Annotated in this window: 17 protein-coding genes; 3 read left to right on the forward strand and 14 right to left on the reverse strand. The window is 62.8% G+C overall.

Annotated features, from left to right (window positions below; translation table 11 throughout):
• Positions 1-165: 165 nt before the first annotated feature.
• Together KW839_RS17730 and KW839_RS17735 are read left to right on the forward strand one after the other, a co-directional pair.
• Positions 166-1,494, forward strand: coding sequence for an MFS transporter (locus KW839_RS17730; RefSeq protein ID WP_060543448.1), 1,329 nt, complete (start codon positions 166-168; stop codon positions 1,492-1,494).
• A 72-nt stretch (positions 1,495-1,566) separates the two neighbouring features.
• Entirely contained in the window at positions 1,567-2,001 is a 435-nt protein-coding gene (locus KW839_RS17735; protein ID WP_060543447.1) for a nuclear transport factor 2 family protein, read from the forward strand.
• 131 nt (positions 2,002-2,132) lie between these two features.
• Here KW839_RS17735 and KW839_RS17740 read toward each other — a convergent pair whose 3' ends face one another.
• The 10 genes from KW839_RS17740 to KW839_RS17785 all read right to left on the reverse strand — a co-directional run bounded on the left by KW839_RS17740 (position 2,133) and on the right by KW839_RS17785 (position 13,639).
• On the reverse strand, positions 2,133-3,515 hold the full coding sequence (locus KW839_RS17740; RefSeq protein ID WP_177336998.1) for a DUF1329 domain-containing protein: 1,383 nt from the start codon (positions 3,513-3,515) through the stop codon (positions 2,133-2,135).
• A 91-nt stretch (positions 3,516-3,606) separates the two neighbouring features.
• A complete protein-coding gene (locus KW839_RS17745) occupies positions 3,607-5,289 on the reverse strand; it encodes a class I adenylate-forming enzyme family protein (protein WP_218425052.1) in 1,683 nt (560 codons plus the stop codon).
• Positions 5,290-5,509: 220 nt separating this feature from the next.
• On the reverse strand, positions 5,510-6,652 hold the full coding sequence (locus tag KW839_RS17750; protein ID WP_060543444.1) for an acyl-CoA dehydrogenase family protein: 1,143 nt from the start codon (positions 6,650-6,652) through the stop codon (positions 5,510-5,512).
• Positions 6,649-7,854: an acyl-CoA dehydrogenase family protein gene (locus tag KW839_RS17755; RefSeq protein WP_218425053.1), complete on the reverse strand. Its 1,206-nt coding sequence runs from the start codon at positions 7,852-7,854 to the stop codon at positions 6,649-6,651. Before KW839_RS17755 ends, KW839_RS17750 begins: the two co-directional genes overlap by 4 nt.
• 65 nt (positions 7,855-7,919) lie before the next feature.
• Complete coding sequence (locus KW839_RS17760) at positions 7,920-9,089, reverse strand: acyl-CoA dehydrogenase family protein (RefSeq protein WP_218425054.1); 1,170 nt, start codon at positions 9,087-9,089, stop codon at positions 7,920-7,922.
• A gap of 10 nt (positions 9,090-9,099) precedes the next feature.
• Positions 9,100-10,278 carry a lipid-transfer protein gene (locus KW839_RS17765; RefSeq protein ID WP_218425055.1) on the reverse strand — a complete coding sequence of 393 codons (1,179 nt, stop codon included), beginning with the start codon at positions 10,276-10,278 and terminating at the stop codon, positions 9,100-9,102.
• A gap of 17 nt (positions 10,279-10,295) precedes the next feature.
• Entirely contained in the window at positions 10,296-10,715 is a 420-nt protein-coding gene (locus KW839_RS17770; RefSeq protein ID WP_060543440.1) for a MaoC family dehydratase, read from the reverse strand.
• Entirely contained in the window at positions 10,687-11,820 is a 1,134-nt protein-coding gene (locus tag KW839_RS17775) for an acyl-CoA dehydrogenase family protein (protein ID WP_218425056.1), read from the reverse strand. The genes KW839_RS17770 and KW839_RS17775 overlap by 29 nt, the downstream gene beginning before the upstream one ends.
• 8 nt (positions 11,821-11,828) lie before the next feature.
• On the reverse strand, positions 11,829-12,797 hold the full coding sequence (locus KW839_RS17780; RefSeq protein WP_060543438.1) for a bifunctional MaoC family dehydratase N-terminal/OB-fold nucleic acid binding domain-containing protein: 969 nt from the start codon (positions 12,795-12,797) through the stop codon (positions 11,829-11,831).
• Between the two features lie 56 nt (positions 12,798-12,853).
• Positions 12,854-13,639, reverse strand: coding sequence for an SDR family oxidoreductase (locus KW839_RS17785; protein ID WP_218425057.1), 786 nt, complete (start codon positions 13,637-13,639; stop codon positions 12,854-12,856).
• A gap of 142 nt (positions 13,640-13,781) precedes the next feature.
• On the opposite strand from KW839_RS17785, the gene KW839_RS17790 reads away from it, so the two are divergent.
• The gene (locus KW839_RS17790; protein ID WP_060543436.1) at positions 13,782-14,567 is read left to right on the forward strand and encodes an enoyl-CoA hydratase; all 786 of its coding nucleotides are present in this window, start codon (positions 13,782-13,784) and stop codon (positions 14,565-14,567) included.
• A 115-nt stretch (positions 14,568-14,682) separates the two neighbouring features.
• On the opposite strand, the gene KW839_RS17795 is transcribed toward KW839_RS17790, so the two are convergent.
• The 4 genes from KW839_RS17795 to KW839_RS17810 all read right to left on the reverse strand — a co-directional run bounded on the left by KW839_RS17795 (position 14,683) and on the right by KW839_RS17810 (position 20,651).
• On the reverse strand, positions 14,683-15,462 hold the full coding sequence (locus tag KW839_RS17795; protein ID WP_371318084.1) for an SDR family oxidoreductase: 780 nt from the start codon (positions 15,460-15,462) through the stop codon (positions 14,683-14,685).
• Positions 15,462-17,162: an FAD-binding protein gene (locus tag KW839_RS17800; protein WP_218425059.1), complete on the reverse strand. Its 1,701-nt coding sequence runs from the start codon at positions 17,160-17,162 to the stop codon at positions 15,462-15,464. Before KW839_RS17800 ends, KW839_RS17795 begins: the two co-directional genes overlap by 1 nt.
• Before the next feature lie 8 nt (positions 17,163-17,170).
• Positions 17,171-18,880: an FAD-binding protein gene (locus KW839_RS17805; protein ID WP_060543433.1), complete on the reverse strand. Its 1,710-nt coding sequence runs from the start codon at positions 18,878-18,880 to the stop codon at positions 17,171-17,173.
• 202 nt (positions 18,881-19,082) lie between these two features.
• Entirely contained in the window at positions 19,083-20,651 is a 1,569-nt protein-coding gene (locus KW839_RS17810; protein ID WP_060543432.1) for an amidase, read from the reverse strand.
• Positions 20,652-20,853 lie beyond the last annotated feature (202 nt).

Raw genomic sequence — 20,853 nt, forward strand, 5'->3', positions numbered from 1 at the left:
TGATTGACGTTGAGTGCGTGCGAAACATCGTCCGACAAGACTAGGTTCGCTATCGGGTGCGGCGGTTTGCCTGGGAGATGACAGAGATGGTCTGAACGGACGATGAAAAAAACACTGGGCACCTACAGCATCGCGCCAACTAGAACAAAACCGGGAGCACCCGCAGTGAACCAATCCACCCCCGTGACATGGCGAACGCATTACGCGCTTTTCGTGCTCGCCAGCATCTATGTGTTCAACTACATCGACCGCCAGTTGATGGCGATCCTGATCGAACCGGTCAAGCTCGAATTCGGCATTTCCGATACTGGCATCGGCCTGCTGTCGGGGGTGACCTTCGCGGTGTTCTACACCGTGTTCGGCTTCCCGCTGGGACGCCTGTCGGATCGAATCGGGCGCAAGCCGGTGATCGCCTTCAGCTGCATCGCCTGGAGCCTGATGACCATGCTCTGCGGCATGGCTGGAAACTTTCTGACCCTGGTGCTGGCGCGGATAGGCGTGGCCGTGGGCGAGGCCGGTGGCACGGCGCCGTCGGTGGCGATGGTCTCGGACTTGTACCCGGCGAACCGCCGATCCACTGCTCTGTCGGTGCTGATGCTCGGTTCCAGCCTGGGGGCGATAGTTGGCCTGGGCCTGGGTGGCTGGATTGCCCAGCACCACGGTTGGCGCTACGCCTTCTTGTTGATCGGCGCGCCCGGAATCTTCCTTGGTCTGCTTCTGCTGCTGACCGTGCGAGCACCCAAGCGCGTAGTGCCGCTGGGCAACGTTGCGGCGCAACAGGATGGCTGGCTCAAGACCCTCCTCGAGCTGTTTCGCATGCCCTCGTTCCCTTGCCTGGTGCTCACCGGCGGCGCGGCAGCGATTGCCGGCTACGCCATCGGCACCTGGAGCCCGAGCTTCCTGATCCGTTCCCACGGCCTCAATCTGCAAGAAGCCGGATTTCTGGTGGGCGTGGTGGGCGGTACGGGTGCGACTTTCGGCACCCTGCTGTGTGGCATGCTCACCGACCGCATGGCGCGACGTGATGTCGGCTGGCAGATCGGTGTGCCGTTGCTGGGTACGCTGATCAGCATTCCCTTCGCCCTGGCGTACTTCCTCTGGCCCCAAGGCACGGCGTTCCATATCGGCAGCATCGCCGTGCCGCAGGCGTTTTTGTTCTACAGCGCGTTCGCCTTCTTTGGCGTTTGGTGGGCAACACCGTGCCTGAGCGCCATTACCCACCTTTTCCCGGCTACACGACTTGCCCAGGCCACGGCGATTTTCGTCATGTCCATGACCCTCTTGGGTGTGGGTATCGGGCCGCTTTTTGTTGGCATGCTCAGTGACTTCTTTGTGCCAACCCTGGGCAGTGAGTCGCTGCGCTACGCGTTGGCTTCATCTGTGTCAATGCTGGTGCTGGCCAGCGTGTTCCTGACCCTGGCACTGCCGCGATATCGCCAACAGATGAACAGCCTCGCGCCACTGCCCGCGACGAACCAGGCCGTGACTGCCTGATCCTCTTCCCCTTACAACCGCGCCGCTGGAAACCTGCCAGGTTCCAGCGGCTTTTTTTTGCTGAGGACCACCATGAGTACCAGCGCCGTACAGATCTGCAACCTGCTTTACCGTTACGCCGAGTGCCTGGACAGCGGACAACTGGTCGAGGCCGCCGAGTTGTTTCGACATGCCCGACTCAAAGTAAAAAGCCACAGTGACTTCCTTGATTACACCGCCCTGCTGGAGATCTGGCAGCAACGAATCAAGCTCTATCCCTGCGGTACACCCCGCACCAGACACGTCATCAGCAACCCCATCATCAACATTGACCAACCCACAGGAACCGCGACAGCTCGCTCCTGCTACACCGTGCTGCAGGCCACCGACACCCTGACTCTGCAACCTATCGCCAGCGGGCGCTACCTGGATGAGTTCGAGCGTATCGACGGGGTCTGGCGATTCAGCTTTCGAGATTATTCGCACTTGGACATGATCGGTGACTTGAGGGGGCATTTGTTGGGCTAAGAGAACGATAACGCGGTGCAGCAGGTGCACCGCCGTCTCAGGCTTTTACAGGGATCGGAGCATGACACCAAACGACGAAAAAGCCCCACCGGATACCGATGGGGCTTTTAGTCGTTACAACGATCCGGGTCTTATCTACCGATAGCCCGCGCCGCGTCCGCGGTGTACTGGTCCGGGGTAAATTTGCCTTCGTTGAGGATCGGGCCTTTCTTCGACTCGTTGGTCATGCCGTAGCCGGTGTACTGGCCGGAGTTCAAGTCCAGAAAGAACTGCGAACCAGCCTGCCAGCCGCTCATATCCGGGTGGTAGTAGTAGTTGACCATGGCGTGCTTCCACAGCTGTCCACGGGCGTCGTAGTTGTCGGCCATGACCGCGTTCCAGGTGTCTTCGTCGATGAACAGCACGCGCTTGCCATAGACATGGCGATAGCCTTCCTTGAGGTCGGCTTCCAACACCCATACCCGACGCAATTCATAACGCATCAAATCCGGATTGGGATGGTTGGGCGTCAGCATGTCGGCGTGCTTGACGGTCCCGGCGTTGGGCTTGTAGGCGTTGGCCGGGCTATAGATCTCGCGCTTGCCGACCAGCTTCCAGTTGAAGCGTTCCGGTGAGCCGTTGAACAAGCGGTCCTCGTCGACGGTCATGGTGCCGTTGGTGCCGATCATCGGCTGATCGTAACCGTAGCCCGGCAGTTGCCGAACACGTCGGGTGGACGGGCTGTAAGACCACGCCTGACGCGACTCTACGGCGAAGTTGTAAGGTTCATGGGAAATGCTCAGAGTGCCGTTGTCGCGGGCCGGTTTGAGAGTCATGTTGTTGCTCATGGCCTGGATCTTGCCGTCCGTGGTGGGCTCGACGGTTGGCGAGTTGGCCTGCGACAGGTTGCGTGCATAGGCACGGCCCCAGCCGATGCTGCCATTGGGCAGGACCGAAGCCAGGTCAGAGGTCTTTTCCTCAGTGTAGGCACGAGCCGGCAGTTGGTGGTTCCACAGCAGTTCCATGCCGTTCTTGGGAATCGGGAACGGAATCTGGCCCAGACCTTCGAAACCCGCCCCGTCATTGACCAGCCTGGCATTCAGAGCGTTGTCCATCGCGCGGCGGCAGACGTAATCGGGATAGCGGAAATCCCGGTGACCGGGATAGATGTTCATCTTGTAGCTGCTCGGATACTTCTTCAGCAGCGCCTTCTGGCCTTCGGTAAGGTGCGCCTCATACTGGCTCATGTTCTGCGCAGTGATCACCAGGATCGGTTTCTCCGCCGCATAGGGGTCCACCGGCTGGTCGCCGGAGAACTTCACATGATTCCAGCCTGGGACTTCACCCAGGTATTTGCCGGTATACGGCGGAATGGTGCCCTCGGCGTTGCCGGCTTGCTCGGCGCCAACACAGGTCAGCTCCTTGCCCAGTCTGGCTGCTTCCTGAGGTGATACCGCGGCGTGCGCATAACCCGTCAGCCCGCTATTGGCTGTGACTGCGACCGCGAGCATGAGACCTGTTCTTGTTATTTTCATGTGATGCCTCCTTCGCTGATAAGGCTGTGTGGATGGACCTATTGTTCGTGTTCTGCCGGCCCCGACATCGTCCGGAAAGACTAAGGCGACGTTATGCGCCCAACTTTTCCTGCAGCTTTGCCTTGAGCACCTTGCCGGTGGCGTTGCGTGGCAAGGGTTCAAGCACCCGATAAACCTGCGCCGGCACTTTGTAGGCAGCCAGGCGCTCGGCGATGAATGCGCAGACTTGCGCTTGCTGGGGCAGAGTTGACGCCTGGCCGTGAATGGCCAGCCCCACCGTCTCACCCAGCAGCGGATCGACAATGGCGAATGCTGCCGCTTCCAGGACACCGGGCATATCGAGCACGCAAGTTTCGATTTCTGCGGCTGAAATTTTCTCGCCACCGCGGTTGATCAACTCCTTGACCCGGCCGGTGATACTGAGAAAGCCCTCTTCGTCGAGGTAGCCGATGTCGCCAGTGTCGAGCCAACCGTCGCGCAGGCTTTGCGCGGTGGCTTCGGGCAGGTTCCAGTAGGCGCTCATCAAGGTTGGGGAACGCAGCCAGATCACCCCGCGAGTGCCCGCCGCCTGTGGCTGGTCAGGGCTGTCACCGATACGAATATCGACGATCGGCAGCGCCCAACCCGCCGTCTGCGGCTTGTACACGAACGGATCGCCGCCGATGGCCGCGCCGATGCCATTGCTTTCGGTCAGGCCGTAGCCGGCACCGCCGATGACGTCGGGCTTGAGCTTGAGCATGTCATCCAGCACCCCGGCGGACGACGCTGCACCACCCAGCCCAAGTCCGAACAGGCTGGCGGTGTGCTCGCTGCCAAAGCGTGGTGACGCAAGCAGTTGCTGCATCATCACCGGTGCCCCGTTGAACTGGGTACAGCGCTCATCACGAATGAGGTCGATCGCACGTTCGACATCCCACTTGTACATCAGCATCAAGCGCCGACCTCCGCGTAATGCCGACAGGAACTGCGCATGCAAGCCGCTAACATGGAACAACGGCACGGCCGCCAGCGTGGTGGGTGGATAGCCGCTATTGATCACCACGCCGATACGCTCGGGCGAGCTCATGGCGCAAAACGCGCCCTGGAAATCCAGGGCAAACAGCGCCTGACAGATAGCCCGGTGACTGGACACGGCGCCCTTGGCGCGGCTGGTGGTGCCCGAGGTGTAAAGGATCAGCGCCGGTGCGTCAGGATCGATTTCCAGCGTGGGCACAGGTTGCGCCGGGGCGCTGATCAAGTCCTCGAAACGCAGGCAGTTCTCGGGCAAGGTGGATTCCTCGGTCCCGACGACGATGGTGGCTCGCTGCTCGCGGGCCAGATCCTCGCGCAGGGTATCGAGGCGCGCTTCGTCGCAGATCAGCAGGCGGGAACCGCTGTCCTGCAACGCGTACTGCAACTCGTCGCGCAGGCCCCAACTGTTGAGTGGCACACACACCGCGCCACAGCGCACGATCGCGGCGAAGGCCACCAGCCACGCCGGCTGGTTACGCATGGCGATCGCCACCCGCTCGCCCGGTTGCAGGACAAAACGGTCGACCATCTGCCCGGCCAGGCGGTCGACCCGATCGAAGAACTGGTTGAAGGTCAGGCGCTGCGACTGCCAGACCAGGAATTCACGGTCACCGTGAACCCGACCGTTGTCGAACACTTGCAGCAAGTCGTGCGCGGCGTGACGAAAGTAGCGTGGAGCGCCGTCATCGGGCGTCACCACTTCAAACGGCGCACCGGGGGCGATCAGTTCGCGCCACGCGGTGTGCCAGCGTTCAATGCTCATTTTTGTTTTCTCCAGAACGGGCGAAAGACCTGTGGGAGTGGGCGCCTGACACTCCGCCATCGCGGGCAAGCCCGCTCCCACAGGGTGGTGCGTCGTGCTCATATGCTGGGTACACCAGAAATTCTTGTGGGAGCGGGCTTGCTCGCGAAGGCGCCGGCACATTCAACAGCCTCGTTGCCTGACACTCCGCTTTCGCGAGCAAGCCCGTTCCCACAAGGGTTTACGCGTGGGCCGAATAGCGTTCGCAATGGAAATCCCGGTCACCCAGGCAGCTCTGCGCCACGCGCACGCGCTTGAGGTACAGGCCGACATCCAGCTCGTCGGTGACGCCGATGCCGCCGTGCATCTGCACGGCTTCGTTGGCCACCTTGATTGCCGTATCGCCGGTTTTCCATTTCGCCAGGCTGACCGTTCGACCGCGTGCCGCGACGTCGATGCTGGTGTCATCCAGGGTCGCCAGCGCGGCCATCAGGGTGCTGCGACTCAGCGCCAGGTCGATGTACATTTGCGCGGCGCGATGTTGCAGGACCTGGAAGGTGCCAATCGGCGTGTCGAACTGCACGCGGGTCTTTAGGTACTCCAGAGTGGTTTCGAACAGTTGCTCCGCCATCCCCAACAGCTCCGCCGCCAGGCAGGTGCGACCACGGTCCAGTGCGGTTTCCAGCGCGGTCCAGCCCTCGCCCAGAGTGCCAAGCAGCGCTTCGTTGCCCAATTGCACCTGGTCCAGTTGCAAGCGTGCACTGTTGCGCGAATCGATCAGCGGCAAGGCGCTGACCGTCAGGCCCTGCGTATCGGCCGGTACCAGGAACAGACTGATGCCTTGCGTATCACCCGGTTGCCCGGACGTGCGCGCGGCTACCACAAAGGCATCGGCACCGAGGCCGTCGACCACCCAGAACTTGTCGCCGTGCAAGCGATAGCCCTGCCCCTCGGCCTCGGCCACAAGGGCAATGCGGCTCGGGTCATGGCGCGACTGTTCGTCCACCGCCAGGGCCAGGCGTTGTTCACCACCGATCACCGCTTGCAGCCAGTGCGTCTGTTGCGCCGAGTTGCCAGCCAGGTGGAGCAGCGAACCACCCAGCACCACGCTGGACAACAGCGGCGTGGCGGACAGGTTGCGGCCCATGGATTCAAAGATCGGCCCAAGGCCCTTGCAACCGAAATCCAGGCCCCCGAAGTCTTCGGGAAACGGAATCGCACTCCAGCCCAGATCGACCGCGTCCCGCCACAACTGCGCATCGAAGCCCGGGGCCACCGCTTCATCGCGCAGCCGACGCTGGGCACTCACCGGGCTGCGGGCGGCGAGAAAATCCCGGGCGCTGTCGGCCAGCAAACGCTGCTCATCGTTGTAACGCAGGCTCATGGGGTGACTCCTTTTTTAGCGTCTGGCAAGCCCAGCACGCGCTTGGCGATGACGTTCAACTGGACTTCCGAGGACCCGCCGGAAATGGTCAGCGCATAGCTGTTCAACCAGGAACGGGTCACCGCCAGTTGTTGTTCGCTGAATGCCGCGCTCTCCCAACCGAAAGCATGCCCGGCCATGGCATCGAGCAGCACTTCGAACTTGTCGCGCTCCTGCTCGGTATGCACCAGCTTCATGATCGACATCAGGCCGCCGATGTCATCGCCGGCCCGCGCCTCTTCTCCCATGCGTTGCACGGTCAGGTTGTAGGCTTGCTCGTTCATCGCGCACGCCGTGGCCCGCGCCTGCAGGGCGTGTTCGCCCCGGGTCTGGGGGGTCGGCACGTACTCGCGCATCAGCGCCAGCAGGTCGAAGTGCGACGGCAGGCTGAACTCGCCGAATTTCGACATCGCCTTGCGTTCGTGTTGCAACAGGTACTTGGCCAGGTTCCAGCCACCGTTCAACGGTCCGATCAACTGGTTCTTGGGTACTTTCACGCTGTCAAAGAACACCTGGCAAAACGCCGATTTGCCGCTGATCAGATCGATCGGCTGCGGCTTGACGCCGGGACTGCGCATGTCCAGCACGATCAGGCTTATGCCTTCGTGTTTCGGCGCGCTGAAGTCAGTGCGCACCAGGGCATACATCCAGTCGGATTTGTCGCCGTAGGAGGTCCAGATCTTGCTGCCATCCACCACGAAATGATCGCCGGCATCACGTGCGGCCATTTTCAGGCTGGCCAGGTCGGAACCGGCGTTCGGCTCGGAGAAGCCTTGGCACCAGCGAACTTCACCGCGGGCAATCGGCGGCAACAGATCACGTTTCTGCTGTTCGCTGCCGTAAGCCAGCAGCACCGGCCCAAGCATCCAGATGCCGAGGTTGATCTGCGGTGGCCGACACTTGATGCGGCGCATCTCGCTTTCCAGCACCGCCAGTTGTTCGTCACTCAAGCCGGCGCCCCCATATTCCTCGGGCCACTCGGGGCAGAACCAGCGCTTGTCGCGCATGCGCTCGAACCACAGGCGTGCATCCGCATTGGGAAATTGCGGGTTCTGGCCGCCCCACACCACATCGCCTTCAGCCATGCCGCTGCGCATCGACAGCGGGCAGTTGGCCTCCAGCCAGGCACGGGTGTCCTGGCGAAATTGCTCGATAGTGCTCATGAAAGTCCCCTTCGACCCGCCCCGGTACCGGGGCGAGTACGGTTCTTGTTGTTGATGGACCAGCGTCAGCGTTGAGTACGCGGCATGCCGAGGCCAAACTGGGCGATCAGTTCGCGCTGGATTTCATTGGTGCCGCCACCAAAGGTCAGGGTCGTGGCAGAGCGCAGTTCATACTCCAGGTCACCCTGCAACAGCGTTGCCGCCGAACCGCTGCGCATCGAACCATTGGCACCGACGATTGCCGCCAGCTTGCGCAGGATCTCGATGGCCGACTCCGAGCCGAATACCTTGGTGGTCGAACTCAGCGCGACGCTCATGCGGTCGAGCTCAAGATCGGCAGCGATGCGCATGTTGATCAGGCGCATCGCTTCCAGGCGTGCATAACACTCGGCCAGCGAGCTGCGCACCCAGGCTTTATCCATCGCCCGGCGGCCTTGTTCATCGCGGGCCCGCGCCCACAGGTAGACCCGACGAAACAGCGCCACGACCTTGTCCGACCAGGTGCCGAGACCGAGGCGCTCGTGGTTCAGTTGCGATGTGATCAGCTTCCAGCCACCGTGCAACTCACCCACCAGCATCTCGTTGGGCACCCGCACGTTGTCGTAGTAAGTGGCCGCCGTCGGATTGCCGACGGTGTGAATCAGGGTGTGGGAGAAGCCCGGCGTCGTGGTATCGACGATCAGCAGCGAGATACCCTTGTGCCGCGCCTGGGTCGGATCAGTACGAGCCGCCAGCCAGACGAAATCGGCCGATTCGGCGCCCGAGGTCCACAGTTTGTTGCCATTGACCAGGAAGCCTTCGTCGCCCTGGCGGGCGCTTGTTTTCAACACCGCAAGGTCACTGCCGGCATCCGGCTCCGAGTAGCCGATGGCAAACATGATCTCGCCTGCGGCGATGCCAGGCAGAAAGCGTTCTTTCTGCAGCTCGCTGCCGTGGGCCATCAACGCCGGGCCTACGGTGCTGATGGTCACGAACGGCAGTGGTGCCCCGGCGATGTTGGCTTCTTCGAAGAAGATCAACTGCTCGGTGGCCGCGTAACCCTGGCCGCCATGGGCCTTGGGCCAGCCAACCGCGAGCCAGCCGTCGCGTCCCATCTGGCGGATGGTCTGGCGAAACAGCTCACCGCCTTCCTTGCCGCGCAACTGATCGCGCATGTCCGGGGTCATCAGTGCCTGGAAATAGTCCCGCACCTTGTGGCGCAGGGCATGTTGTTCGGGAGTGAGGTCGACGAACATCTGCTGCTCCTTAGGCTGCGCCGAGAATCAGGCCGCTGGTGGGTACACCGGTGCCGGCGGTAACCAGCACGTTCTGCACATCCGCCACCTGGTTGACCGCCGTGCCACGCACTTGGCGCACCGCTTCGGCGATGCCGTTCATACCGTGGATATAGGCTTCGCCCAGTTGCCCACCGTGGGTGTTGATCGGCAGTTTGCCGCCACGGGCGTGGTGCCCTGCGCGGATGAACTCCTTGGCTTCACCGCGCTTGACGAAGCCGAACTCTTCCAGTTGCGGCAATACAAACGGGGTGAAGTGGTCGTAGATCACGGCGGTCTGGAACGCGTCCGGCCCCAGGCCCGACTGGCGATACAGTTCGCGGGCGACCACGCCCATTTCCGGCAGCCCGGTGATGTCTTCGCGGTAGAACGAGGTCATGCTCTGTTGGCCGTGACTGATGCCTTGGGATCCGGCCTTGATGGTCACCGGTTTCTGCCGCAGGTCACGGGCACGCTCGGCCGAGGTAATGACCATCGCCACCGCGCCATCGGATTCCTGACAGCAATCGAGCAGGTGCAGCGGTTCGCAGATCCAGCGCGAGGACTGGTGTTCTTCCAGGGTGATCGGCTTGCCGTGGAAAAATGCCTGGGGATTGGTTGCGGCAAAATCGCGAGCCGCCACCGCCACCCGGCCGAAGTCTTCGCTGGTGGCGCCATAGGTGTGCATGTAACGCTGGGCGAACATCCCGACCCAGGCCGCCGGTGTATGGAAACCGTGGGGCATGTACCAGCCGTAGTTGACGTTGTCGAAGGTCGGCGTCGAAGCGAAACCGTAGGCACCTGTCCCGAAGCGATACCAGGAACGCTCATTCATGGCGCGATAGACCACCACCACTTTCGCCATCCCGGTGGCTACTGCCATGGCCGCGTGCATCACCGGTCCACAGGCCGCACCGCCGCCGTGGGGCACTTGCGAGAAAAACTTCACGTCTTTGCAACCGAGCAAACGGGCAATTTCGTACTCCGGGACCTTGTCCACCGAGTAAGAGCTAAAGCCCTCGACCTCGGATGGATCAATGCCGGCATCCTTGAGCGCACTCAAGGTGGCCTCCAGGGCCAGGCGCAATTCGGTGCGTCCGGAGTTCTTGGAAAATTCGGTCGCGCCCAGACCAACGATCGCGGCACGCCCGGAAATCGATGAATCAGTCATCTGTGTTTCTCCGGCTGTCAGGGCAGGACCAACGCGACCGTACCGGTCACGTGGTTGCCCATGGAATTTTTGCCGCTCAAGGTGATTTCCACCGTGCGGGTATCGGCGTCGAGCGCGCTGACGCTGCCGTTGAAGGTCATGCAGTCGCCGGGATAATTTGGCGCACCGAGCTTGATTTTCAGCGCGCTGAACTGCGCCAGCGGTCCGGCCCACTGCTCGACAAACCGCTGCACCAGCCCGTTGGTGGTGAGGATGTTCATGAACACGTGGGGCGAGCCCAGGGCACGGGCCGCCTCGGCGTCGTGGTGCCCGGGGAAGTAATCACGAGTGGCAATCGCGCCACCGTTGATCAGGGTCACCGTAATCGGCACCGCAAGCTCCGGCAGTGCTTCGCCGGGGCGCACGTCTTCAAAGCGCTTGGTGTTCTTCGAGGTCATATTTCCATCCCAGCTTGTCGTTATCGTTGAGCCAGTCGCCCAGGCGTTCGAGGTTTGCCGCCGAGCCACCCAGGGCAAGGGACAGGCCGCGACTCCAGTAGAGAAAACGGTGTATCGGATACGTCAGGTCAACTCCGATGCCGCCATGCACGTGCTGTGCGACATGGCCAATGCGGTGCCCCGCTTCACAGGCCAGCCAGGCCGTGGCCAGTGCTTCACTGGGTGCCGGCAAGCCAGCATCGATGCGGTAGGCCAGTTGCCACAGCGTGGTGCGCAAGGCTTCGACGGCGATATGGGTATCGGCCATGGTCATCTGCACCGCCTGGAAGCTGCCGATGACGCGTTCGAACTGCCGGCGCTCGCTGACATAGGCCACGGTGCGGCGGATCTGCTCTTCGCTGACGCCCAGTTGCAAGGCTGCCAATGCCGCCACGCTGCGCAGTTCCAGCCAGGCGACGGCCTCGGCCGGCAACAGTGCCGCGACGTCTGCGGTTAAACCCTGGATGTGCAGGTCGGTCACTGCCTCGCCGTGGGTCAGTACGGCCGACACGCGCTTTACCTCGGGCGCCGACAAGTCGAGCAGCAGCAAGCGCGGCTGACTGTCGACCTCTGCCAATACCAGCGCGGCCCGGGACTGGTCGCCCAACGCCAGGGCCGCGACGCGGCCATTGATCGACCAGCCCTCGGCACAGGGACGGGCTTTCAACTCGATGCCCAGCGCACTGCTCAAGCCATCGACAGACAGGCTCAGCAGTGCCTCGCCGGAAGCCGCTTTGGCCACCCACCCTGCACTGTCGCCAGCACCGAAACGGGCCAGGGTCGCGGCCGCCAATTGATGACGCCACAACGGCACCTGGGCCAGGGCCTTGCCCTGGGCTTGCAGCACCAGCATCAGTTCGGTCATGCCCAGACCGCTGCCACCGTGTTCTTCGGGAATCGCCAGGGCATGCAGCCCCGTCTCGATACACAGTGCCCACAGCGGCGTCATCATCGGTTCGCCGCTGGTATCCCACTGGCGCATGTAGTCGTCATGGCAATGGTCGACAAACAATCCATCGGCCATTTGCGCAATGGCGCGCTGGTCTTCGCTCAATTCGAAATCCATGGTGGCTCCTATGCCTCTACCGGCCGGAACAGCGGCAGGGTCATCTGGTCATCGAAGGTCTGGAACTCGACCTGCAAATGCTGGCCGATCTGCAACTGCTCACGCTCGATCCCGACCAGGCCTGCGATCAGGCGCACGCCCTCTTCCAGTTCGATCAGGCCGATCGGGTTGGGGTAATCGAACGGTGGCACTTCGGGGTAGTGCATCACCACGAACGAATACAAGGTGGCGCGGCCACTGGCTTGCAGGGTGTCCCAGTCGAAGCTGTGGCATTCGATACACACCGGCGCCGGTGGATGGCGCAGGGTCTGGCAGGCGCTGCATCGCTGAATCAGCAACTGGCCCTTGTCGCAACCTTCCCAGAAGAAGCGGGTGTCATCACTGATTCCCGGCAGCGGACGCTTGGCCTTGACCGGTGCCGACTCAGCCTTGGCTGGCGCCTGGGCATTGGCCGCACGGAACTTGAATACGCGAAAAAGCAACTCGCCCACCGGCTCGTCGCCGCCCGCTTTTTCGACGAAGTGGCTCATCACCAGAGTGACGAAAAAGCCGGTGCCCAAGGCGGTGGTTTTCTCATCGCCCACCGAATCCAGGCGCGTGGTGTAGTAGAGCTTTTCGCCTATGCGCAGCGGACGGGTGAAGGTCAGCTCGGAGTTCACCGCCACGGTGGAGGCATAACCGTAGGCTTCCATTTCCTTGAGCACCTCGTACGGGTTCTCGTCGGTGGAGCCAGGCGGATAGTTGTTGGCGTGCAGGCCCTCCATGGTCCACACCTGCAGCATCGCAGGTGGTGCGATCAGACCCTCGTGCCGGGTGCCCAGGGCAAATTCCGCGTCGGTGTACAGCGGGTTGTCCACGCCCATGACTTCGCACCACTGGCGAATCATCGGGGCATTGACCTCGTCCCAGGCGTACACGCGGCCGTACTGGCGCCCCACCAGGGCGCGCACATTGGATAGCAATTGTGGATCAGCCAAAGTCGTCTCCTTCACATTGAAGGCGGCCACCGAACCCGGTCGCCGCAATAGGTCGATCAGGTGGGCAGCACCTGTGCGGCGCCGAGAAATGCCGGGCGTTCACCACCGCCATGCAGCAACAGGTTGCAACCGCTGGCGTAGCCAGCCAGCGGCGATGCGATGTAGAGGCAGGCGTTGGCAATGTCTTCGGCCACGGCCATGCGGCCAGCTGGAATGCCGGCAGCGACGGCGGCGATACCGGCCTCGGAGCCGTAGTGCAGATGGGCCTGCTCGGTCATCACCAGCCCCGGGCTGACCGTGACCACCCGCACCTTGGGCCCCCACTCCACCGCCAGCGACTGCACCAGCGCCAGCACTCCGGCCTTGGCCGCGCCATAAGCGGCCGTGCCTGGGGAGGAACGCAGGGCGCTGATGCTGCCAATAAAGACGATGCAACCGCCTTGGGCCTGTGCCTGCATCAGCCGGTTGGCGTGCTGGGCGACGTTGAGCGGCGCGATCAGATTCAGCCCGATGATACTTTCGTGAAACCGCGCAGAGGCCGTGGCTGCGTCGGCGGACGGGCTGCCGCCAGCGTTGTTGATCACCACGTCGAGGCGCCCGAAGTCGCGCTCGATCGTGGCGAACAGGCGTTGCAGGGAATCGTGGTCGCGCACGTCGGTGGCAATGAAGCTCGCACGCTTGCCACCCAGAGTCGGCACCTGCTCAGGCTCGCGCCGGGCACAGACGATCACCCTCGCGTTGGCGGCGAGGAACCCCCGTGCGATACCGGCGCCGATGCCCTTGGTGCCACCGGTGACCAGCACCACCTTGCCGCTGTAATCAAGACCCGAATGCAGCTCCATCATGTGCTCCTTTCTCTACTGACAAGGGTCACTCTAGGGACGAACCGCGGGGCAAACTACGTCTGAACGGACGATGAAAATTCAACCTCGCGAACAGGACACTGGCGGCCATTCACACCTTGTCTGGTCTTTGAGGTTGCCCATGTCCGACTCATCCGCTGCACCGGTTCTGCTCGAACGCCCACTGCCCGGCGTGGCCCTGCTGCGGCTCAATCGCCCGCAGGCGACCAATGCCTTGAGCCTGGAACTGCAGGCGCTGCTATCGCAGCATTTCAGTGAGTTGGCGATTGATCCCGAAGTGCGCTGCATCGTGCTGACGGGCGGTGACAAGGTGTTCGCCGCCGGTGGGGACATCAACAGCATGGCCGGTGTCGGCGCCATCGATATCTACAAGCGCCACACCGAACGGGTCTGGGGGCCGATCCAGCACTGTCCGAAACCGGTGATCGCGGCCGTCTGCGGGTACGCCTACGGCGGCGGTTGCGAACTGGCGATGCATGCCGACCTGATCGTTGCCGGGCGCAGCGCGCGCTTCTGCCAACCGGAAATCCGCATCGGCATCATGCCCGGCATCGGCGGCACCCAACGGCTGGTGCGGGCGGTGGGCAAGGTCAAAGCGATGCGCATGGCGCTCACCGGGCAACCGATCAGCGCCGAAGAGGCCTGGGTCGCCGGCCTCGTCAGCGACCTGGTGGACGATGACCAGGTTCAGGCGCACGCCCTTGAGCTGGCGCGCGTCATCGCGGCGATGCCGGCGCTGGCCGCCGAGCAGATCAAGGAAGTGATCCTGGCCGGCATGGACGCCCCGCTCGAAGCCGGCCTGGCCCTGGAGCGCAAGGCCAATGCATTGCTGTTCGCGTCACGAGACCAGAAGGAAGGTATGCAGGCGTTTATCGACAAACGCACCGCGCAGTTCGAGGGGTACTAGACGCTCGTCTGCCGAGCTCGCTCCCACAGGGATTTCTGCAGGTCTTGCGATCCCCTGTAGAGCTGCCGCAGGCTGCGCCTACAGGGTGAACATCAGAAGACGGTTTCAGGAGCCGCTAGATACTCATCACCATCTGCCCACTATCAATACGCAACTCGACCCCATTGATCGCCCGGGCCTCGTCGCTGGCCAGGAACAACACGCTGGCCGCCACATCCTCGGGTCGGCACATGCGGTTCGTCGGGTCGCTGTCGATGGTCAGGCGGTTAGGGTCGACACCCTCGGGGAAGCCGCCGCGGGTCATGTCGGTGAGTACGCCGTCGGGGTGCAGGGTGTTGCAACGGATGCGGTACTTGCGCCGCCTGCACATCACCGCCACCGAACGCGACAACGCCGCCACTGCGCCCTTGGAGGCGCTGTAGGCGAGGTAATCGTCGCGCCCGGCCAGGGCTGCGATGGACGACAGGTTGATGATCGAGCCACCGCTGTCCTTCATCAACGCGATGCCTTCGCGGCAGCCCAGGAACACGCTGTCGGCGTTCACCTGCATCACCTTGTGCCAATCAGCCAGACTGGTTTCTTCGATCGAGCCGGCGATCAGGATGCCGGCGTTGTTGACCAGGATATCCAGGCGACCGTAGCACTCGCGCACATGGTCGATAACCTGGCGCCACTGCTCTTCACTGCTGACGTCGTGGCGAATAAAGGCTGCCGCGGGCCCGGTTTCAGCCGCCAGGGCCTGGCCTGCCTCGACGTCCAGGTCGCTGATCAGCACCTGGGCACCCTCGGCCACCAGCAGGCGCACGCTGGCGGCGCCGATGCCCTTGGCGCCGCCGGTGACCAGTGCGACCTTACCGTTAACCCGTCCGTTCTTGCTGGTTTTATCGAGGTTCATCATGTTGCCTCCCAAGCGGGGGTTGTGTGCGGTTGCTGGTTGTGCGAGCGGGCGACGGCGGCACCGGCTCGACGGCCGGAGAACACGCAGTCGGCCAGGGACAGGCCACTGATGTACAGGTGCGAAGGAATCCCCAGAGCGCTGCGCCCGGCCGCGTACAGACCAGCGATCGCCTGGCCTTGCTGATCCAGCACCGCACCGCTGCGTTCATCCACGCGCAAACCGCCAAGAGTCAGGGCTCCCAGGGGGAATACCGGGTTGGTCACGGAGATATCGCAGGCATAGAAAGGCCCCTGTTCCAATACTTGGCGCCCGCCTTCGGACTTGCCGAACGGCTCTGGTGCCTCACCACGGGCAGCGGCGTTGGCAGCCAGCACCGAGGCACGCAATACGGCGGGGTCCATGCACGTCGATTCGGCCAACTCACTCAGGCTCTTGCCCTTGCGCACTTTGAACAGCATCAGCGCCAGGGCCGGAAAACTCTGGAACCACCAGTAGCCGCCGAACAGCGCTTCGCGGATCGCCTTCTTGCGCAACGGCGCATCCAGCACCAGCCAAGCCTTGCCACCCTGCTCCTCCATCAACGGCTGACCGAGGGTGGCGCCGTAGACTTCTTCGTTGCAGAAGCGCCGCCCCTCGCGATTGACCACAATGCCTTTGTGCCAACTGTACGGCGGGTTGATGAAGCGCCAGGCCGATACCCGCTCAAGTCCCGCCCCCTGGCCGCCGACACTGGCGCCCAGGCGCAACCCGCTGCCATCGCAACCGGTGGCACCGACCTTGAAATTGCGCCGAAACTTCGGCGCGTGCTGTTCGAGCAACTGGCGATTGAAGATGAAACCACCGGTACTCAGGATCACCCCATGGCGCGCCCGCACCCGACGTGGCTCAGCGAAATCCCGTTCGAGTTGGCAGACCTTCTTGCGCAAATTGTTGCAATAGCCAGGGGCGAAGTTCTGCAATCGTTCGGCACGGGCGGCCAGTCGTGCATGCAACTGCGCTTGCTTGCTACCTTCGGGCATACACCAAAACTCGGCACCCAATACCCGCCCCTGGGAGTCGATCACCAGTCGTCGCGCTGCCGCCTGCAACAGCGTCTTCGCTCCGGCCTTCAGGCACGCTGCCTTGAGGTGGGCAAACAGCACCGCGCCGCCCTGTCCCTTGCCCACGGTGCGATGCCCTCGTGGTGCAGGCGGCAAGGTACCGCCGTGGTCAGGCACCAGTTCGTTACCCGAGTAATAGAGGAAGTAGCCGTCGGGCGGATATGAGGTCTTGCCCCCACCCGGTGGCATCTGGTGGGCGTAAGGCGCGCCGTGGCTTTCCAGCCACTGCAGGTTGCTCACGCTATCGGCACAGAAGCGCCACAGGGTATCGTCGCTGACCACGCCCCGGGTTTCGTGTTTGAGGTAATCGAACATGGCTTCGGGGCTGTCGTTGAAACCCGCTGCCTGCTGATGGCGCGTGCCGCCACCGGCGTACACTACTCCGCCACTCTTGGCGCTGGCGCCGCCGCCGGTGAAGCGGTCGGCGATCAGCACGTCGGCGCCATGGGCCCGGGCTTCCAGCGCGCCGCAGGCACCTGCTGCGCCCCAGCCGACGACCAGCACATCGCATTGTTCGTCCCAGGTCAGGCTGTTGCCATCGGCCACTTGCAAGGGCGGCAGCACTTCGGTGCCGGGAAGGTTATCGGACATTGACATATACCCTCCTATCGCTGGCTGGCCAGGTGATTGGCGGCGACATAACCGAAGGTCATCGCCGGCCCCAGGGTGCCACCTGCCCCCGGATAGCTAGTGCCCATCACCGATGCCGAGCAGTTGCCGATGGCGTACAGGCCGGCGATGGTCGAGCCGTCATCGCGCACCACTTGGGCATTTTCGTTGGTCAACAGGCCGCCCTTGGTGCCGATGTCCCCGGCGTCCAGGCGCATGGCGTAGTACGGCCCTTTTTTCAAGGGCGCCAGGCAAGGATTGGGCTTGATGTTGCAGTCGCCGTAATAGCGATCGAAGACGTTGCCACCACGAGCGAAGTCGAGGTCCACGCCGCTCTCGGCGTAGCCGTTGACCTTGTTGACGGTGGCTTCCAGGCCAGCACTGTCGACGCCGATCTCCCTGGCCAGGCCGACCAGGGTGTCGGCTTTCCAATACAGGTTGTTGAGCCATTCTTTGCGCAGGCGGCTGTCGGGCATGACCTGGCCCGGCATCAGCGGGCCCATGGCGTAGTTGAAACGGAAATGCGCGTCGAAGATCACCCAGGCCGGCACCGATTTTCCGCCGGTTTTCTGGTTGTCCTGGTGCATCGCATCGACGAATTCCAGGTACGGCGCCGCTTCGTTGACAAAGCGTTGGCCCAGGCCGTTGACCACGATGGCGCCGGGGAACGCGCGCTCGGCAAAAATCCCCCGGGGCTTGTCTTCTCCCGGCACGGCAATGGTCGGCGCCCACCAGGCCCAATCCATCAACGCGGTGGCCGCGCCCTGGGCCATGCCGGCTTCCAGGGCTGCGCCGGTGTTGTTGCCGGGAGGCGTTGCGCTCCAGGCCTTGCGGGTCGGCTTGGGCAGGTACTGGTCGCGCAGGATCTGGTTTTGTTCGAAGCCTCCGCAGGCCAGGATCACCCCAAAACGTGCATGCAGTTGCAGCTCGACGCCGTCACGCCGCACGGTGACGCCGCTGATCCGTTCGTTGTCGGTAATCAGGCCGCAAAAATCGGTGTTTAGCCAAAGCGGCACGTCGCGGTCCATGAGCGAGCGGCGCAACGAGGCCACCAGCGAACTGCCCAGGGATGCGCGGCGATCCATCTTGCTCTTGCGTCGCCATTTGAAGTCCAGTTTGTAGCGCAGCATCAGCTTCATGATCAGCAGGCGCCAGCCAAAACTGCGGGCCATGGCCTTGTGCGCATCGCGCGCGGTCCAGGCAATGCGCCCCATCAGCAGGGTTGAAGGTGACGGTTTGCGCAGATTCTCCAGTTCTTCACCCAACAGGCTGGTGTCGAACATCTCCGGGTCGAGGGTCCGCCCACCGGGCAGAGCCCCTGGCAGGTGCGGATAATAATCAGGGTATTTCGCCGCCACCGCGTAGCGCACCCGGCTGATACGGGTGAGCTGTTCGATCATCTTCGGCGCATTGTCCAGGTAGGCACGCAGTCGCGTTTCATCGACATGTTCGCCTGCCGCGGCTTTGAGATAGGTCAGCGCCGTGACGTAGCTGTCGTTGCCTCGCTGGCGAGCGAAATAGTGATTATTGGGGATCCAGATACCGCCCCCGGAGATTGCCGAGGTGCCACCGTACTGGTTGCTTTTCTCCACTACCAGCACACGCATACCCTGGTCGGCGAGGAACACCGCCGAAGTCATCGCACCTGCGCCCGAACCAACGACGATCACGTCGTAGTGGGTCTGAGACTGAACTTGAGCCGTCATTGTTGTTATGCCATTAGCTGAGGTCAGGAATAAACCGCCGACCACGCAGGGTGCGCTGGCGGAGTGCAGTCCATGATCGTGGCTGCGGGGGGATGGGATCATCGTCAAAGTGGACTAGAGGGTGGCCTGGCTGTACACATCTGCCTGTAGGTCATGCGGACTCTGCAGGAGCGAGCAGGCTCGCTCCCACAAGTGTGTCAAGTTACAAGCAAGCGCGTCTTGCGGCCCACGGATGGGCCTGTTCCAACTGGCTGGCCAGGCGCAGCAGCACGTCTTCGCCACCCAGGCGAGCAGTAAACATCATGCCCACCGGCAGACCGTCGTCGCTGTGGCCCAGTGGCAAAGAGATGGCCGGCTGACCGCTGACATTGGCTATCACGGTGAAACCGGCGCTGCCCATTGCCTGATGGGCGTAGCTGTCCCAAGGCTGATCAAGCGACAACAGACCCAGCTTCGGAGTCAGACTGCCGGTGACCGGCGACAGAATCACGTCGTAGCCTTCGAAGTGTTGCTCCATAGTCGCGCCAATACTTTCGAACGCTTGCCGCGCGCGGTACAGGTCTTCGCCGCTCGTCGATTTCGAGCGTTCGAGATTGACCAAAGTAATCTTCTCCAGATCCTGAACCGTGGCAGCCCGGCCGAGTACCTGCTCGCGGTCATGAATCTGCACACGCAATGCCATGGCAAGCGCAGTGCCGTGGGCACCGAACAACTGGCGCGGATCGATGTTCAGCTTTAATTCATCGAGTTGATGCCCCAGGGCCAACAATTGCTTGATGGTCTGTTCCAGCGTGGCGGCAATCGCCGGGTCCAGAGGGGCGCCAGTCAGTGATTGGCGCACCACGGCCACGCGCAACCTGCCCGGATCACGTTGTAATTCCTCCACATAAGGCCGAATCAACGGCGGACACCAATAGGCGCTGCCCGCCTCATGACCCTGACCGGCATCAAGGAACAGCGCGGTATCGCGCACTGTGCGCGACACCACATTGGCAGCACTGGCGCCAAACGAACCTTCGAAATGCAGTGGCCCGCTGGGGGTGCGATAGCGGGTCGGCTTGAGCCCGACCACGCCGCAGTACGAAGCGGGAATTCGAATCGAACCGCCGCCATCAGTGGCATGAGCCACGGGAACGATCCCCGCCGCAACCGCAGCGGCCGAGCCACCAGAAGAACCACCCGCGCTCATGGCCAGGTTCCAGGGGTTATGAGTCTGGCCCCAGGCCAGGGATTCGGTAGTGGTGGTCAAGCCAAACTCGGGGGACGTGGTCTTGCCGAACGCTACCGCACCGGCCTGCTCGTAGCGGGCGATCAGGGTGCTGGTGCGGGCAGCGGGCGGTGAGTCCTTGAACATCCGGCTGCCATTACTGGTGATCGTACCTTCTAGCGTGGTGTTCAGGTCCTTGAACAGCAGCGGTACACCGGCCAGGGTGCCATGGTTGTAGGTGCCGGCAGCACGGCGCTGGGCAAGCAAGGTACGGGCGTAGGTTTCATGCAGCATGTTCACCGCATTGACCTTGGGGTTGACCTCGTTATAGCGGGCAAGCGCCGCCGCCAACAAGTCCTCGGCGCTTAGTTCGCCACTGCGGATCGCCTGGCTCATGGCCCAGGCATCCATGGCCTGGTAATCGCTGGCCGACAGTCCAGCCGCGCGGGCATCGGCAAACCGCCCCAGAATCCCGACGCCGACAGCCACGGCACCAGCCTTGAGTACGCTACGGCGCGGCCAGCCGGTGGTGAAGTTGAGTGGTGCGTTTTCGTGCTTATCCATGGTGATGATCACGCCCTGATGGTGAGTTGTTAAGGGATTGGGGACTTGTACCCTGTGGGAGTGGCATTCGGATGGACCAAGGCAGGTGATCAAGCGACATTAAAGCGTGTCGACAACTGATCCAGCGCCCTCGCCAGCAATTCCAGGTCCCCGGCGGCAGCCGCGCTATGCCTGGCGTTGGCCGACAACGATGCGGTACCGG

Origin of the sequence: Pseudomonas sp. PDM31 (assembly GCF_019218965.1) — a bacterium.
Classification (GTDB): Bacteria; Pseudomonadota; Gammaproteobacteria; order Pseudomonadales; family Pseudomonadaceae; genus Aquipseudomonas.